Consider the following 17637-nt stretch of genomic DNA (forward strand, 5'->3'; position numbering starts at 1 on the left):
TTTAGCCTTCCTTCTCGATCGTAGTTAAGCAATCGCGTAGGGCTGCGCCGTACTCGTATTTGCCAGGACAAACGAAGGTGCATAACGCTAAATCTTCTTCATCTAATTCAAGCGCACCTAATGAAATTGCACTGTCTAAATCACGAGACAATAAGTCACGTAATAAAAGCGTTGGCAAAATATCAAGTGGCATAACACGCTCATAGCTTCCAAGTGGAACCATGGCACGTTTTGAACCGCCTGTAGACGTTGTCATTTTAAATAAACGACTCGGTGTAAGGTGAGACAAGAATGTACGCGTTACAGAGAATTTATCACTACCTGGTGCAATCCAGCCAAACAACTCTTTTTCGCGACCTTCAAGTAATACAGATACTTGAACGTGGTAACGACCTAAGAATGCATGAACACCAGACGACGTAGCACCTGCAAGTACAGAACCAGAAATAACACGGTTATCACCGTCTTCTAATTCACCTGCAACTAAGTCATCTAGAGAAGCACCTAATTGTGTTTTCACTAAACGAGGATTCTTAACACGCGGACCTGCAAGCGAAATCACACGGGCTGTGTAAATTTCACCAGTAAGGAAAAGGTGACCATACGCAATAACGTCTTGGTAACCAATGTGCCAAACTTGCTTACTAGCAGATACTGGGTCAAGGTGATGGATATGAGTGCCAACAAGGCCAGCTGGGTGCACGCCACCAAACTCATGTACTTCTACTTGAGCAATAGGTGAACTAGGAACTTGACTGCCTGCTTGCTTACAAACAAATACTTTGCCATCGGTTAAACGTGACACGACAGCCAAACCTGCTTCAAACGCTTTCGCATTTTCAGCAATAACTACTGCAGGATCTGCAGCAAGTGGATTGGTATCGATAGCTGTCACAAAAATAGAGCTAGGATTTGCATCCAATGCCGCTATTTTACTAAATGGGCGAGCACGAAGTGCTGTCCATTGACCCGATTGAACTAGTACTTCTTTAGCTTTTTCACGGTCTAAGCTGTTAAGCTCAGTTTCCGAGAAAGAACCAAAGGTGATTTGCTCACTGCCGTTTACTTCAATAACAACAGATTGCAGAACACGTTTAGCACCGCGATTAATTTCTTTTACTGTACCAGAAGCTGGTGCAGTAAATAATACGCCTGGGTTCTTTTTATCTTCAAAAAGTACCTGGCCTTTTTTGACTTGGTCATCCACACGAACATGCATGGTTGGACGCATACCGATAAACTCTTCACCTAGCACAGCTACACGTTTGACGGCAGAACCATCATGAATAACTTGCTGAGGTGCGCCCTCTAAGGGTAAATCCAGACCTTTTTTTATATTGATCATACGCACTTGCACTACATTAACGGAAAGAAACTGAAAAATCGTACCAACCACGCCGCTATTTGTATTATTGCAAGCTATAAAATGACTCGCTATAGATACCAAACAAGCAGCGCAGTAAAACTCCTCACATATTGCTTTGATTTTAACATTATTGTGACTGACTATGCGAGTGTATTTATGAAAATTATACGAGAGAAACGTTTATTTAGTTTTGTAATTCATAATTAATAAAATACAAGCTAGACCAAAGTGGTAAATAAACCAACAAATAGCAAAATTTTTTTCAAATCAAGGCTAAAAAACAAAAAAGTCGCACTAGGCGACTTTTTCAAAATTGCATTACTAGCTACAGATTAATCAATCATATTTGCAATTGGCGCAACAGGATTAACATCTTGCTCGTAATCAACCGTATCAATGCCAAAACCAAATAGGCGTAAAAACTCATTATGGTAGCCCACGTAATCCGTTAACTCATCAATTGAACTTGTGTCTACACTATCCCAAATAGTTTGAACACGTGCTTGAACGTCATCTTCCAGCTCTTTGTAGTTTTGGAATAAATGTCCGCCCTCATCAAAACGTGGTGAATCACCGTATAGGTTTTCATTAAATAACGCATGAATTTGCTCAATTGTGCCCTCGTAAGTGCCATCAGCCTTCATCACTTTAAATAGTGCCGAAATGTAAAGCGGCATTATTGGGATTGCCGAGCTTGCTTGGGTAACAACCGCATTAAGTGAAGAAACGTAAGCTTCGCCATTTAAATCTTGGGTAGCGGCTTTAATAGCTGCAGTGGCACGGTCTAGATCTTCTTTTGCCTTACCTATGGTTGCATGTCCATATATTGGCCAAGTTAGTTCTTTACCAATGTATGTGTAAGCCGTTGTTTTAAAGTTATCTGCTAGTACATCAGCGTCTTTAAGGGCGTCAATCCACATTTCCCAGTCTTCGCCACCCATTACTTTAATGGTGTTGTCGATATCGTCTTGGTTTGCTGCTTCAACAGTTACTTCATCAATTTCACGCTTTGACGTATTTAAGTTTTTAGTCGTTACCGCATTACCAATTGGCTTAAGTGTTGAAGAAAACACTTCCCCTGTATTTGGATCAGTACGACGAGGTGATGCTAAGCTGTAAATAATACAGTCAACTTTACCTAATTCAGCTTTAATGGTGTCGATTGTTTTTTGTTTGATTTCGTTAGAAAACGCATCACCATTAATATTTTTAGACCACAAGCCTTCAGCTTCAGCGGCTGCTTGAAATGCCGCCGTGTTGTACCAACCCGCAGAGCCTGTTTTACGTTCAGTGCCTTCTTTTTCAAAGAACACACCCAATGTTTTAGCGCCACCACCAAATGCAGCGGTAATACGAGATGCAAGGCCATAACCTGTAGACGCACCAATAACTAATACATTTTTAGGCGCATTTTTTAATGCTCCTTGCTGCTTAACATAATTAATTTGTTCTTGAACATGCTCTGCACAGCCAACTGGGTGTGCATTGGTGCAGATAAATCCGCGAATTTTAGGCTTAATGACCATTGATCATCCTATATCTTTTACAATAAAAATTAGCGCTAGTTTAAAGGCTAAAACAAAAAAACTGATCTGATCAGTTACTCACTGCTCAAACCAATCCACTATTACCTGTTATCCAACTTTTGAGCCGCCCATACAATTAGGCGATTGCGGTGCCTCTCCGTCGTGCTCGGTAAACTCTTCAGGAGTGTAAGTGTGCATAGCAAGCGCATGAATATGATTTGCCAGCTCATCTTTTAAAATTTCATTAATTTCACGATGACGCTGCAATAATCGCTTACCAGCGAATTCTTCACTGACTACAATCACTTTAAAGTGAGATTCAGTCCCCGCACTGTGCATATGGCTTTCGTTAATAACATTTAAATGCTTACACGCAATAGCATTTGCTAGCTTGTCACGTATTTGTTGTTGCATTGACATAAAAACCACCCTCAAAATTCAGTTATATGGTTACTATAACAACTGCGGCTACACCATGGCTAATGCTATTTAACTGAAACTATTATTAATATAGCGAAACGTTAAACTTATCCGCGGGTGTTTAAGCGTAGTTTGTTTAGGCAACGCATGTTGGTAATTTTGTTGGCTCTGTCCGTTCATTATTAAACAACTACCACTTTGTAATTTGATGTTAGTAATGCTGTTGCTTACTTTGTGTTTAAGTTTAAATAACCGCTCTGCACCAAGCGACACACACGCTATGGTAGGCTCAGGCCCTAGCTCAGCCTCGTCATCGCTATGCCAACCCATACAATCGTGGCCATCCCGATAATAATTAACCAAAATTGAGTTAAATGGTTGCTGTAGGTGATTTTCTAAACGTGTTCGCATGGCAAGTAATACGTCTGGCCAAGGCTCTAAGTCGAGTTTATGCCCAGAATAACCGTACTCAAGATTTTCTTCGCTGATAAAACATTGTAGCCTAGGTATTGGCCCCGTTTTACCAAACACTGTAATGTTTGGCTGTTGCCAATTCAGGTTTTGCTGCAAATAATAAAATAAATCGAGGCTTTTTTGTGCGCTAAGTACCTTACTTTGATAAGAAAAGCCATTTGGTAACAGTTGGGGGTTGGCGTTTGGCGGTTGCATGTTAGAATTTACCTATCATTTGATTACCGATCATTAAACTATTATGACTACGCAAGCTACGCTCGGCGATAACACTTTTACTCTTGAACGCTTTCCTTTGGATCAAAAAAACCGCAGCTTACAAGCGTGGGATTCAGCAGACGAATACCTTATTGACTATGTTAATGAACACTATCCTGATTGTCGCTCGTTACTGATCTTAAACGACAGTTTTGGAGCACTTAGCTGCTACTTTAGCAAGCAACAATTAACAGTTTGTTCAGTAAACGACTCATATATTAGCCATCAGGCGGCTGCTTATAACTTAGCGGAAAACAAAATCGCGACGACTGCGTTTAGCCAGCTTGATAGTTTGTCGGCTCTGCCTGAGCAAGTAGACCTAGTGTTGGTAAAAGTACCACGCACGTTGGCTTTTTTACAATATCAGCTATCTGAATTAAGCGAGGTTCTCGCGCCAGATACGCCAGTTATTGGTGCTGCAAAAACTAAAGACGTACATAACTCTACTATTAAAGCATTTGAAAACTTTATTGGTGAGACGAAAACAAGTCTTGCAGTAAAAAAATCACGTTTAATTATTAGCCAAGCCGCTGGCGGTTATAAAGGCGCAGATTTCCCAGTCAGCTGGCCACTTGAAGGCACTGATTTTACAATAAGTAATCATGCAAATGTGTTTTCGCGTGATTCACTTGATATTGGCGCACGTTTCTTTTTCAATTACTTGCCGCAAACAAATAAAGCAAAAAATATTATTGATTTAGGCTGTGGTAATGGCGTGGTTGGTTTAATGACATTAGCGCGCTGTCCTAATGCTCATATTAGCTTTGTTGATGAGTCGTATATGGCGGTTGAATCAGCTCGACTCAACATTGAATTAAACATGGAAGACAAGTTTGAACAATGTACTTTTATAGAGAATGATTGTTTAACTGACTTTGAACGTGAAAGTGCTGATATTGTATTGTGTAATCCGCCATTTCACCAAGCACAAGCGGTTACCGACCACATCGCGTGGCAAATGTTTAAACAAGCAAAAGACACATTAAAAGAAGGTGGCGAGCTGCGTATTATTGGCAATCGTCATTTAGATTATCATGACAAACTAAACCGTATGTTTGGTAACTGTACTTTATTAGGCTCTAATAAAAAGTTTGTGGTACTCAGCGCAACTAAAAATAGTGGGACGTTATAAATGAAACTCTTAAAAGCATTATTGAGCTGTTGTACTTTAGTGATTTTTTCGGGATGTGCCAATCAGCCTAATCAGCTTATTCTCAATCCCGTCTATAAAAGTGGACAAATAAGCTCAATCAATAACAGCTTAAACACCAGCGTGATTGATTTACGTGGTGACAGTGCAACCTTAAAGCTTATTGAATCAAGCAAAACAAAAACCATTGCCAGCACGGGTATTACTGAGTCAGTTAAAAGTGCGCTAGACAGTGCGCTTAGTCGCAATGGCGCTAGCATTTCTAATTTAGCGCAATTGCGCTTTGAGTTAGATATTCACGCACTGCAAGCTGTGGTTACAGAAAAGCTAATGAGCCATACCAGTGATGCCAAGATTGAATTTGAAGTACGAGTGATTCGCCCTACCAGTAATTTCAGTAAGCGTTATAGCGGTAATGCTAATTTATCTGGACCACTTGGTCATGATAGGGCAAAAATTGAAGGTCAGCTCAATAAGTTGACTGAGCAGTTAATTACCCGCATTGTATCTGACCCTGAATTAATTGCATTTTTAGAAGGTTAATAATGAAGCAACTTTTTTTAATCTGCGTAAGCTTATTTTTTAGCGTAAATAGTTTAGCGGCACAAGAAGGCCGCTTTGTGCAAAAAGATAATATTTTCCCTCGAGTAGAAATTGTGACATCGTTGGGTAGTATTGTGGTTGAGCTAGACCGCTCAAGAGCCCCTATTACGGTTAATAACTTTTTGACTTACGTGTCTGATAAAAGCTATCAAGGCAGTGTGTTTCATCGTGTAGAACGCGATGTAGAAAATGATCGTGATTTTGTAATTCAAGGCGGTGGTTATGATAAAGATTACGATGGCCTGCATGAAAACGACCCTATTTTTAATGAAAGCGGTAACGGCCTAACTAACGATATGTATAGCATTGCTATGGCCTATCAAGATCGAGAACCACACTCAGGAACGCGTCAGTTCTTTTTTAACATGGATGACAATGACCATTTAAATCCAGGGCGAGATTGGGGATTTGCCGTGTTTGGCAGTGTTATGGAAGGTTATGAGACGCTCGATAAAATCATGGCTGTAAAAACGGGTTTTAATGATAAAATTGGCTACAACTTTGTCCCTGAAAAACCGGTTGTTATATTAAATATCAAGGTGCTTGAACAAGTTCCTTTATAACTTTTTATCAGAGCAGCTTTGGCTGCTCTTTCTATGAGCCAATGAGCCCCTATGAATAGCACACTTTCTGTTCGCGAATACTTTTCTTATTTTAAAGATAAACGTTTAATTAATGTTTTTATATTTGGAATGAGCAGTGGTTTTCCGTGGGTGTTAATTGGCTCGGTAATGTCGGCTTGGCTTAAAGATGAAGGTTTAAGTCGCAGCATGATAGGCTTATTTGGCATTGTGTTTGGTGCCTATAGTATCAATTTTTTATGGTCGCCTTTAATAGATCGCACTAAACTGCCCTTTTTGTACAACTGGCTTGGTCAGCGTCGTAGTTGGATCCTGTTTTGCCAAAGCTTTATTTTACTTGGCACGTTACTACTTGCAGGGCTTGATCTAAATGCAAACCTAGCGATTGCCGCCGCACTTTGCTTGCTGATCGCCATAGCCTCTGCAACGCAAGATATTGCTATAGATGCTTTTCGAATAGACACCCTTAGTGAAAATGAATCTCACAAAGCCACCGCAGCCGCCGCAATGGCTACATCAGGTTGGTGGACAGGTTATGCTTTATTAGGGGCTGTGCCCTTTTACATGGCAGATATGCCAAACATAGACTGGCCGCAGGTCTATTATTTTTTATCTGCGATTATGCTGTTATTAATTAGCTGTGTGTTTTGGGCTAAAGAGCCGCAATCAAATCGCGAAGCCGTTCATGCCGAGCTAGAACGTGTTTACCTTGAAAAGCTCGCAACAACTAAACAAACTCCACTGACAAAAACGCTTGCATGGTTAGGCGTTACCGTGGTTGACCCATTTAAAACCTTTTTTGCTAAAAATGGGGTTAAAACCGCTTTAGCACTGCTGGCATTTATTTTCTTATTTAAAATTGGTGAAGCATTTTTAGCACGAATGTCGATTGTATTTTATAAAGAAGTGGGCTTTAGTAATACCCAAATAGCAAATTACTCCAAGCTGGGCACGGGTTTAATCACCATTGTATTTGCCTTTTTGGGCAGTATTTTTAACCACAAATATGGCATAGTAAAAGGCTTATTTATTAGTGGTGTAGCCATGGCTGCATCTAACTTAATGTTTTCTTGGATTGCCCTAGCAGGGCCACAAGAACACTTATATGCAATGGCGATTGTAGTTGATGGTTTTACCCAAGCTTGGTCTTTAGTGGCGATGGTTGCTTTTATATCTATGCTGTGTGACAGAGCATTTAGCGCCACTCATTATGCGCTATTGGCATCCTTAGGGAACTTAGGGCGTACGTTATTATCGAGTTACAGCGGCGTGGTTATTGATGATTGGCTGATGGGGAATTGGTCATTATTTTTTGTTTTAACAGCACTTATGGTTTTACCTTCATTAATATTTTTATATCTAATTAGGCACAAACTATATGCATTAGAGCAAAATTATCATAGTAGGTAACACCTAATGCATCCCTGCATTAGTATTGGCTGTAGACGTTAGATTTAACTTTACGATTACAGCCTAACAGCGTTAGTCAGCTTTAATTAAGCTTAATGCTTCATACGGGTCGACTTCTAATGCATTACAGTAGCGAACAAACTCAATCACATCTAAGCGACGCTCTTGATTTTCAATTTTGCCAATAAAAGAATGTGGCGTACCCAAAATTTGCGCTAGGCTGCGCATTGTGTAGCCTTTTTCATGGCGCTTAGTTTTAAGCCACTTTGTTAACTTTGCATTTTCTTCCGAAGATACGGTTTTACCCATCATATACAACTCCTACTCGTTGTTTAACTGTACATATTGCCAAGTGCTCATTGTGATCAACACTATAAACTCACTGCCACTAACTAAGGCGCAGTGTAAACGCTTACAATTCAATCAACAAAAACACTAAAATATGTACTAACTCTTTATTATTGTGAAAAATGAAACCTTGCCCGTTTCATTCTTGGATACATTATATACCATTCACCGTTGATCTGAATGATTAATTGGTAATTCTACGATTAAAGTTTAACAACAAATATTTACTAAGTCTGAATAAGGTTAAATATTTTATAACTTTTTTGTTTCATTTAAATATAAGCTGTTTATTATTAAGGTCTATTGACCCTAGCTTATAGAGATCAAATCATGTTTAGACTACTCTTTTTACTACCTATTATTTTGTGCTTAGGTTGGTACTTTTTTTTACGCCATTATGCTATTCCATTAAAGCAGGGTAAAAAAGGCTTTATCTATATTTTAGCTTTCTCTGCGTTTGTGCTTGGCTTTTTTGTGTTAATGATGCAAATAACAGAGTACAGCCCAACTGAGTTATGATTTTTTAAGCACATAAAAAAACCGCTGATTAAGCGGTTTTTTTGGATAACGATATTTTTATACGCTAAAACTAGCACCACAGCCACACGTTGTTGTGGCATTAGGGTTAGAGACAAAAAAGCGTGCCCCCTCTAATCCTTCAGTGTAGTCAACTTCGCCATCAACTAAATACTGGATACTCATAGGGTCAATGACTAAGGTAACCCCATTTTTAACAATTTCTAAATCGCCAGGATTCGCTTTTTCATCAAAAGTAAAGCCGTATTGAAAACCTGAACACCCACCGCCTGTGACATAAACACGCAGTTTTAGATCTGGGTTTTCTTCTTCGTCGATTAACTGTTTAACACGCACAGCGGCTGCGTCGCTAAACTTAATGGGTAATTCTTCAGACATCTTATAACCCTCAATACCTTAATACTAATGCGCGAGATTATCTAATACCTGAGTATTTTAATCAAGTATAGTTAATCCATGCTTCCACGCCCCAATGATAACATGGCTTGTTTAGCTCACTCTGTGAATAGGTGCAGATTAAATTAAATTTAAATTAATCTGTTGTTAAAAATCTCAAGGACTTCCCTAGACTATTTTGATAAACTTGACGCCTAAAAATGCTACGGGGAAATAAAGCATGTGGCTTGAGCGACTGAGACGTCGATTAGCAAAACCAAAAACATCCGTACAATTATGCTTATTAGGCGTAAGTGCCGGATTAATTGCTGCATTTTTTATTATACTGTTTCGTTTAACCATTTTATTTTTTCAAAGTTTATTTCTAGAAACCCCTGACGATTTTACCACCCTTCCCACTTTAGAACGGGTATTAATGCCTTTAGTTGCAGCGTTATTAATAGCTACATTTGCGGCTTTCACTGGCTTTAAACATTACCGCTTAGGTATTCCTTTTGTAATACACAGAATTAAGCGCCATTACGGGCAAATGCCACTGTATAACACGGTTAATCAGTTTGTTGGTGGTGCACTGGCGCTGATCAGCGGTTTCTCTGTTGGCCGCGAAGGCCCATCAGTTCACATGGGGGCTGCCGGGGCAAGCATATTAGCGAATAAATTACACTTACCTCACAACGCTATGCGTACCCTCAGTGGATGTGGCGTTGCTGCGGGAATTGCTGCGTCGTTCAATACCCCGCTTGCTGCGGTTATTTTTGTAATGGAAGTGGTGCTCAGAGAATACAAAGTGCATATTTTTGTGCCGATAATGCTCGCAGCCGTTACCGGTGCATTAGCCACTCAATTTGTATTTGGTGAAGGCTCAGAACTTGCGCTAATAAGCATTGCCCCTTTAAGTGGGTGGCATTACCCCTATTTAATTTTGTGCGGCATGGGGCTGGGCGCGGTGGCTTATGCTTTTAATCAAAACTTAATGCTGATTATTAAAACCTTTAAACCACTAAGTATGTTTCCTCGTTTAATAATTGCAGGGTGTATTGCCAGCTTAATTGCCTATGCAGTTCCACAAGCTATGGGCTCAGGGATGAGTGCGATAACCATTGCTGTAGAGTCACCTGAAAACATGCAACTACTTACCACTATTTTAATTGCTAAGTTATTAGCCACCTTGTTTGCTATTGGCTTAGGTATTCCTGGTGGGTTAATTGGTCCGGTTATTGGACTTGGCGTTTTAACCGGCACTTTAATGGCATTTTTTGCCCAGTTTATTAGCCCAGGAACTGACATAGCTGGTACTTATGGGGTGCTCGGCATGGCAGGCTTACTAGCTGCCACATTGCACTCTCCCTTAGCGGCACTAACTACCGTGATGGAGCTGACCTCTTCACCTGAAATTATTGTACCGGCGATGATCGTCATTACCACCGCCTACGTTACAGCTTTGCAGGTGTTTGGTAACCGCTCTATATTTTTACAGCAATTAGACTTTCAGGGATTACCTTACCATGTATCTCCGGCCACTGAGGCATTACAAAAAGTAGGGGTGATGGATGACATGGATGAAGACTTTAAACTGCTCTACTCTGACGATAAAGAGCAAATAAAAAACAGTCTAGATGCCATGGACAGCCAAACACCGTTAATTGTGTTTGACGAGGAAAATGGTTATCGCCTAGCTGAATATGACTTAAGTTTAATGTCTGATCAGGCGGTCAATATAAAGTACATTAGCTTACAAGGTATCAGCAGCCAGGCCACTCTTGCAGATGCCTTTGAAATTTTAAATGATAAACGCAGTGGTGCACTTTATGTATATAACTTATTAGATAATCAACAAATTATGGGATTACTAAGGTGGGATCAAATCCATCATATTCTAACCATACGTAACAGTTTACTTTAACAATAATGAGAACAGTATGAGCGCATTATTAATTTACAAAACCTTGCACGTATTTTTTATGATTGCTTGGTTTGCCGGTATTTTTTACCTACCTCGACTTTTTGTTTATCACGCTATGAGTGAAGAAAAATCGTGTAACTCAATGCTAAAAGTAATGGAACGTCGGCTGCTTTATTTTGTTACCCCCTTTGCTGTGCTTACCGCAGTGTTTGGCGTATTAACTATTGTTGAATACGGCCGCGAATGGTTTCGTTACAGTATGTGGCTCCATTATAAACTAGTGCTGGTAATCATTTTATATATTTATCATGGCTACTGTTTCAAATTATTAGCTGATTTTAAACACGATAGAAATACAAAAAGCGATCGGTTTTACCGAATTTTCAACGAGCTACCTGTTTTAGCGTTACTCGTTATAGTTGCTTTAGCCATTATTAAGCCAAGCTTTTAAATACAGGATTATAAATTACACTGCCAAGTCGCAAACTAAGTTTGTATAATACGCGCGATTGCGTGCTCCTTTATGGATTATCGCGCCTTTTTGAATAACTAGGAATAACCCCATGTTCAGTTTCCAAGGTGAAAATATACTCTCTGTTAATCAACTCGATCGAGACTGTATTGAACGCATATTTGCTGTAGCAAAAAAAATGGAGCCATACGCAAAAAAACAAAAGCGTACCAATGTGCTTGAAGGCGCTATTTTAGCGAATCTATTTTTTGAACCTAGTACGCGTACTCGTGTTAGTTTTGGCACTGCGTTTAACTTACTCGGTGGACTGGTTCGTGAAACCACCGGTATGCAAAGCTCTGCGCTTGCTAAGGGCGAGTCACTATATGATACCGCACGTGTTATTTCAGCCTATGCTGATGCGGTTGCAATGCGCCATCCAGACTCAGGCTCGGTAGCTGAATTTGCAACAGGTTGCAGCGTACCAGTAATAAACGGTGGCGATGGACCCAATGAGCACCCTACTCAAGCACTGCTTGATTTATTAACCATTGAGCGTGAACTTAGCCGCTTCGATCAAAATATTGATGGTATGCACATTGCGCTAGTCGGCGATTTAAAATATGGCCGAACCGTTCACTCGCTATCAAAGCTACTATGTCATTACAAAAACATTCGCTTTTCAATGGTTGCCCCTTATGGCTTGCAAATGCCTGACTCAATTTTATCTGCCGTTGAAAATGCAGGACATAAAATTGAACTGGTTGATAAAATGGAAGGTAACTTAGCGGCCGATATTGTTTATCAAACACGCATTCAAGAAGAGCGTTTTCCGTCTCAAGAGGAAGCTAATAAATACCGTGGTGGATTTAGAATTAGCCAGTCTATTTACAATTCCCATTGCAAACCGAACTCGGTGTTAATGCACCCGCTTCCTCGCGATAGCCGTTTAGAGGCAAACGAACTTGATAACGACTTAAATGCTAACGACAATCTAGCAATATTCCGCCAAGTACAAAATGGCGTACTTATTCGTATGGCGCTGTTTGCTTTAACCCTCGGCGTAGAAAACAAAGTCGAGCAGTATGAAGTAGACGTTCCTTGGTTTAGCCGCAAACGCGATAGCTAAGCTTTTAATTTTAAAGTGATAAAACAATAGGATTTTTCATGACAATTAGCCAAGACTTATTTAAACGAGCTCAAGACTCTATTCCTGGTGGCGTAAATTCACCAGTGCGTGCTTTTAATGGTGTAGGTGGTACTCCGCTGTTTATTACTAAAGCACAGGGCGCGTTTACATTTGATGCTGATGGCAACCGTTACATTGATTATGTGGGCTCTTGGGGCCCAATGATTATGGGCCACAATCACCCTGAAATAAAACAAGCAGTGCATGATGCGGTAGAAAATGGTTTAAGCTACGGTGCACCTACCGAAGCTGAAATTTTAATGGCTGAAAAAGTTAAAGAGCTAGTCCCATCTATCGAAAAAGTACGTATGGTAAGCTCAGGTACTGAAGCAACAATGAGTGCAATTCGCTTAGCTCGTGGTTTTACTGGTCGTGACAAAATTTTAAAGTTTGAGGGTTGTTACCACGGCCATGCAGATTCACTGCTAGTAAAAGCCGGCTCTGGTGCATTAACTATGGGTGTACCTAACTCTCCAGGCATTCCTGAAGATTTAGCTAAGCACACCCTTACGGTTTCGTTTAACAATATTGAAGAAGTGAAAGCAGTTTTTGCTAAATACGCCGATGAAATCGCGTGTATTATTGTTGAGCCAGTTGCAGGTAACATGAACTGTATCCCACCAGTACCTGGCTTTTTAGAAGGACTGCGTGAAGTCTGTGATCAGTACCAATCTGTGCTTATTTTTGACGAAGTAATGACAGGTTTTCGTGTAGCCCTTGGTGGCGCTCAAGCTTATTACAACATCAAGCCAGACCTAACCTGTTTAGGTAAAGTAATTGGTGGTGGCATGCCAGTTGGCGCATTTGGTGGTAAAACAGAGATTATGGATTACATAGCCCCTGTAGGCCCTGTTTATCAAGCAGGTACACTGTCAGGAAATCCAATTGCGATGGCTGCAGGTTTAAAATCACTTGAGTTACTTAGTGCACCTGGCGTTCACGAAAAACTAGAAGCCATTAGTAAAGCGATTTGTGAAGGCTTTGAAGCCGCAGCTAAAAAAGTAGGTATTGCCTTAACTACTAACTACGCTGGCGGCATGTATGGCTTTTTCTTTACTGATGCAGAAAAAGTAACTACTTACCAACAAGCTACTGAATGTGATTTAGAGCGCTTTAAAAAGTTCTTCCACTTAATGCTTGAAGAAGGTGTTTATTTAGCGCCTTCAGCGTTTGAAGCTGGTTTTGTTTGTGCTGCGCATACAGAGCAAGAAGTTCAGGCAACGATTGAAGCGGCAGAGCGCGCTTTTGCTAAACTATAACGTTTAGCTCATAAGATCGCTTACCCATAAAAAAAGCCCTTTCGGGCTTTTTTTGTTTTTATTACTTAGCGAATACATTGGGGCCTTGGTTTAAACTCACTGGCCCTAAGCGGTAATTGAATCACTTTGCCACACCCTGGTGGTGCTTGCTTCCCGGTTTGCTCGTTTACAAATGCCCACCGAATTGAAGGTGGACGGGTATCGGCAATTGCTTGCGGGTTTAAGGGTTTTAAATAACGAATATAGGTTTCAAGCGCGCCGACACTGCCGGTTAAGCCAGTACTTTTATTATCATCACGACCTAACCATGCAACCGTCACTGTATTTTGATCAAACCCAGCAAACCAGCTGTCGCGTAATTCGTTACTGGTACCTGTTTTTCCTGCGAGCTGAATCGACGGAAAATGTAAATTTAAGCGTTTAGCGGTGCCATCTTTAGTTACTCGCTTCATAGCGTATTTGGTCATGTACATGGCATCTTTATCAAAGCGTTGTTCGTTACTCACTTTATGCTTATAAAGTACTTTACCAACAGAGTCGGTTAATGCCGAGATAGACGTCAGCTCTCTGTATTCGCCATCAGCAGCAATTGTGGTATAAAGCTGAGCCACTTCAAAACTCGACATTTCAATAGCCCCTAATAGCAGCGACGGATATTCATTAATATGGCCTTTAGCACCTAGTCCTCTGAGTGTATTAGCAACTTTATCAACCCCAACATCAAGCCCTAAGTTAACTGCCGGAATATTAATGCTGTGGCTGAATGCTTTATAAAGAGGCACGGCACCTCGATATTGATGATCAAAGTTTTCTGGCTGCCATACTTTTCCCTCTTCATTGGTGACTTGCACGGGTGAATCATCAAGCAACGTCGCTAAATTATAATGAGGAAGCTGCAGTGCACTTAAATACACTGCCGGTTTAACTAATGAGCCAATATTGCGCTTGGTATCAAGTACGCGGTTAAAGCCTGAATAGCGCACATCACGTCCAGAGACTAACGCTGATACACCAGCTTTTTCAACATTAACGGAGATCATCGCCGCTTCTAATTCTTTGGTATTTGGACGCCTTTCCAAATAAGGTAAACTGGCCTTAATCGATTCTTCCATTGCGGTTTGTTTTTGCAAGTCGAAGTAGGTAAATACGCGCACCCCTGCATCTAATACTTCTTGATCAGGTAGCAGCTGTTTCAACTCGCGATTAACCAACTCCAAGTAACCTGGGTAAGACTTTTGTAAGCTGGCTTTCATTGGCGCAATATCAATTGCGCGCTTTAACGAGGATCGATACTCTTTAGTGGAAATAAGTTTGTTATCGACCATTAAACGCAGCACTAAGTCACGACGCTCCATAGCACGTTCTTTATAACGTCTAGGGTTATAATAAGAAGGGCCTTTAACCATGGCCACCAGCAGAGCAATTTGGTCGTACTCAAGTTCATCAACGGGTTTTGCAAAGTAAAACTCAGCAGCCAGCCCCATCCCATGTACTCCTTGGTTATAAGACTGACCTAGGTAGACTTCGTTTAAATAGGCTTCGAGAATCTGATCTTTTGAATAACGATAATCAAGAATAAGCGCAATAAAAGCTTCATTGATTTTACGTACTAATGAACGTTCACGGGTAAGGTAAATATTTTTAGCTAGCTGTTGCGTCAGTGTGCTGCCCCCTTGCACGGTTCTTCCTGCGCGAATATTGGTATATAAAGCCCGTAAAATAGAAAATACCGATACCCCGTGGTGATCATAAAAATCGCGGTCTTCGACCACTAACAAAGCATTCTTAAGCATGTCTGGAAATTTATCTAATGGCACAAATTCGCGGTCTTGTTTTGAGTCATTACCTATACGGGCTATTTGTACAGGCTCTAATCTGGCAGTGTTTAAGCGACGACCAAATTTATCCTTAATACTGGCAACCTTTTCCCCAGAGAAACGTAATTCAATTACATGAGCATTTTCTAAACCATCATAAAATTCAAAATCACGACGAAAAATCTTAATACTATTAGCTGTTTTAATATATTGCCCTGTGCGGCTCAAGCGATTAACTGCCGTGTAATTTAAACGTTTAAGCTCCCATAAAACTTCTTGCTCAGATAAAAACTGCCCAGGAAAAAACGTCATTGAACGCGCATACACTTGGGCTGGAAGTTGCCATTTGTTGCCTTCAAATTGGCGGGTGATTTTTGCATCAAGATAAATAAAGTAAAGTGCTACAGCGATGAAAGTCGCCAGACTCAGTTTCCAAAAAATAGAAAACAAAGTTTTTAAAAATGGCCGTTTAGCCGAACTTGCGGTTTTTTTTGCAGCACTTTTTCGCGCTGATGTTTTAGATGACTTAGTAGCACGCTTAGTCGAGGATTTACTGGTCGGTGTTTTCTTTTTTTCAGCCATTTAAGTGTAATACATTCCAAAGGTTGATTTAACGCGAGGAGCTTATCACATTACTCTAACACCTGAAAAATTAACCCTTCCTGAAATCAAAAAAGCCCTAACTGAGTAGGGCTTTGATTGAACACACAATACTTTTACTTTTAATTACTTCTTACTGAAACAAATTCTGGGTAAGCATCAATACCACAATCATGTTGATCCATACCGTTTAGCTCTTCCTCTTCGGTAACACGAATACCCATGGTTTGTTTTAAGACTGCCCAAACAATGAATGAAGCGATATACACAAAGCCAATGATACATAGTAAACCAATTAACTGTGCCACAAGGTTAGCCTCGGCATTAGTAACCGGCACTAATACCACACCTAATATGCCACATACACCATGCACAGAGATGGCACCTACAGGGTCGTCAATTTTCACTTTATCAAGTGCCACAATGCTTAGTACAACCAAAGATCCACCTAGTAGGCCATATAAACACGCCATTAATGGTGATGGTGATAATGGATCTGCAGTAATAACCACTAAGCCTGCAAGTGCGCCATTAAGTACCATGGTTAAATCTGCCTTACCCCATAATAATTTACATAAGAACAAGGCTGATATTGCACCCATAGCTGCAGCAGCATTGGTGTTAAGTAGTATTTGACCTACTGCAGTTGCATTTTCTTTATCTGAAATTAATAACTGTGATCCACCGTTAAAGCCAAACCAACCCATCCATAAAATAAATGTACCCAATGTAGCAAGTGGCAAGTTTGAACCTGGAATTGGGTAAATTTCACCATTTTTACCATATTTACCTTTACGTGCACCCAGTAGAATTACACCCGCAAGCGCTGCAGCTGCACCGGTTGCATGGACAATGGCAGAACCTGCAAAATCAACAAAGCCTAATTCAGATAGGAAGCCGCCACCCCATGTCCAGTAACCTTCAATTGGGTAAATTAATCCTGTAAGTACTACTGTAAACACTAAGAAAGCCCATAACTTCATACGCTCCGCTACGGCGCCAGATACAATAGACATAGCCGTTGCAACAAATACTACTTGGAAGAAAAAATCAGACTCTAGTGAATGATCGGCGTCTGCCGCTTGACTACCTATTAGGCCACCAAATGAAGGAATTATTCCGCCTTCAACGTTGTCTACATACATAATGTTGTAACCGACCAACAAAAACATAGTACAAGCGATAGAATAAAGTGCGATATTTTTAGTTAGAATTTCTGTGGTATTTTTTGAGCGCACTAAACCTGCTTCTAACATTGCAAAACCAGCTGCCATCCACATAACTAGGATGCCAGAGATTAAAAAGTAAAACGTATCGAGCGAAAACTTCAGCTCTATAATTGTATTTTCCAT

Annotated in this window: 17 protein-coding genes; 9 read left to right on the forward strand and 8 right to left on the reverse strand. The window is 40.4% G+C overall.

Annotated features, from left to right (window positions below):
- Position 1 precedes the first annotated feature (1 nt).
- From PUND_RS13210 to PUND_RS13225, 4 genes are all read right to left on the reverse strand, one after another.
- Positions 2-1345 (reverse strand): Na(+)-translocating NADH-quinone reductase subunit A, encoded by a 1344-nt coding sequence (locus PUND_RS13210; RefSeq protein WP_010391088.1) that lies wholly within the window; start codon positions 1343-1345, stop codon positions 2-4.
- A gap of 353 nt (positions 1346-1698) precedes the next feature.
- Positions 1699-2892 (reverse strand): enoyl-ACP reductase FabV, encoded by a 1194-nt coding sequence (fabV, locus tag PUND_RS13215; protein ID WP_010391087.1) that lies wholly within the window; start codon positions 2890-2892, stop codon positions 1699-1701.
- 108 nt (positions 2893-3000) lie between these two features.
- Positions 3001-3312 carry a BolA family protein gene (locus PUND_RS13220; protein ID WP_010391086.1) on the reverse strand — a complete coding sequence of 104 codons (312 nt, stop codon included), beginning with the start codon at positions 3310-3312 and terminating at the stop codon, positions 3001-3003.
- 69 nt (positions 3313-3381) lie between these two features.
- Positions 3382-3981: an alpha-ketoglutarate-dependent dioxygenase AlkB family protein gene (locus PUND_RS13225; protein WP_010391085.1), complete on the reverse strand. Its 600-nt coding sequence runs from the start codon at positions 3979-3981 to the stop codon at positions 3382-3384.
- A gap of 43 nt (positions 3982-4024) precedes the next feature.
- On the opposite strand from PUND_RS13225, the gene PUND_RS13230 reads away from it, so the two are divergent.
- Genes PUND_RS13230 through PUND_RS13245 form a run of 4 tightly spaced genes read left to right on the forward strand, consistent with a single transcriptional unit; the run spans position 4025 to position 7785 of the window.
- A complete protein-coding gene (locus tag PUND_RS13230; protein ID WP_008111883.1) occupies positions 4025-5173 on the forward strand; it encodes a methyltransferase in 1149 nt (382 codons plus the stop codon).
- Positions 5174-5734: a YajG family lipoprotein gene (locus PUND_RS13235; protein WP_010391084.1), complete on the forward strand. Its 561-nt coding sequence runs from the start codon at positions 5174-5176 to the stop codon at positions 5732-5734.
- 2 nt (positions 5735-5736) lie between these two features.
- Positions 5737-6357, forward strand: coding sequence for a peptidylprolyl isomerase (locus PUND_RS13240; protein WP_008111880.1), 621 nt, complete (start codon positions 5737-5739; stop codon positions 6355-6357).
- A gap of 51 nt (positions 6358-6408) precedes the next feature.
- Positions 6409-7785 carry an AmpG family muropeptide MFS transporter gene (locus PUND_RS13245; RefSeq protein WP_010391082.1) on the forward strand — a complete coding sequence of 459 codons (1377 nt, stop codon included), beginning with the start codon at positions 6409-6411 and terminating at the stop codon, positions 7783-7785.
- 72 nt (positions 7786-7857) lie between these two features.
- Here the strand turns inward: PUND_RS13245 and PUND_RS13250 are convergent, their stop codons facing one another.
- Positions 7858-8097, reverse strand: coding sequence for a helix-turn-helix domain-containing protein (locus tag PUND_RS13250; RefSeq protein WP_008111877.1), 240 nt, complete (start codon positions 8095-8097; stop codon positions 7858-7860).
- A gap of 366 nt (positions 8098-8463) precedes the next feature.
- Here PUND_RS13250 and PUND_RS13255 point away from each other — a divergent pair, with 366 nt between their 5' ends.
- Positions 8464-8652: a hypothetical protein gene (locus tag PUND_RS13255; RefSeq protein ID WP_010391080.1), complete on the forward strand. Its 189-nt coding sequence runs from the start codon at positions 8464-8466 to the stop codon at positions 8650-8652.
- Between the two features lie 57 nt (positions 8653-8709).
- Here PUND_RS13255 and erpA read toward each other — a convergent pair whose 3' ends face one another.
- Entirely contained in the window at positions 8710-9048 is a 339-nt protein-coding gene (gene erpA / locus PUND_RS13260; protein WP_002958911.1) for an iron-sulfur cluster insertion protein ErpA, read from the reverse strand.
- Positions 9049-9286: 238 nt separating this feature from the next.
- On the opposite strand from erpA, the gene PUND_RS13265 reads away from it, so the two are divergent.
- From PUND_RS13265 to hemL, 4 genes are all read left to right on the forward strand, one after another.
- Positions 9287-10969, forward strand: coding sequence for a chloride channel protein (locus tag PUND_RS13265; protein WP_010391078.1), 1683 nt, complete (start codon positions 9287-9289; stop codon positions 10967-10969).
- A gap of 16 nt (positions 10970-10985) precedes the next feature.
- Positions 10986-11420 (forward strand): CopD family protein, encoded by a 435-nt coding sequence (locus PUND_RS13270; protein WP_010391077.1) that lies wholly within the window; start codon positions 10986-10988, stop codon positions 11418-11420.
- Between the two features lie 112 nt (positions 11421-11532).
- Positions 11533-12549: an aspartate carbamoyltransferase gene (locus PUND_RS13275; protein ID WP_010391075.1), complete on the forward strand. Its 1017-nt coding sequence runs from the start codon at positions 11533-11535 to the stop codon at positions 12547-12549.
- Positions 12550-12587: 38 nt separating this feature from the next.
- Positions 12588-13868: a glutamate-1-semialdehyde 2,1-aminomutase gene (gene hemL / locus PUND_RS13280; RefSeq protein ID WP_010391073.1), complete on the forward strand. Its 1281-nt coding sequence runs from the start codon at positions 12588-12590 to the stop codon at positions 13866-13868.
- Between the two features lie 65 nt (positions 13869-13933).
- Here hemL and mrcB read toward each other — a convergent pair whose 3' ends face one another.
- Both mrcB and PUND_RS13290 read right to left on the reverse strand, forming a co-directional pair.
- The gene (mrcB, locus tag PUND_RS13285) at positions 13934-16267 is read right to left on the reverse strand and encodes a penicillin-binding protein 1B (RefSeq protein WP_010391072.1); all 2334 of its coding nucleotides are present in this window, start codon (positions 16265-16267) and stop codon (positions 13934-13936) included.
- Positions 16268-16407: 140 nt separating this feature from the next.
- Positions 16408-17637: an ammonium transporter gene (locus PUND_RS13290; protein WP_010391071.1), complete on the reverse strand. Its 1230-nt coding sequence runs from the start codon at positions 17635-17637 to the stop codon at positions 16408-16410.

The organism is Pseudoalteromonas undina (assembly GCF_000238275.3).
GTDB classification, from domain to species: domain Bacteria; phylum Pseudomonadota; class Gammaproteobacteria; order Enterobacterales; family Alteromonadaceae; genus Pseudoalteromonas; species Pseudoalteromonas undina.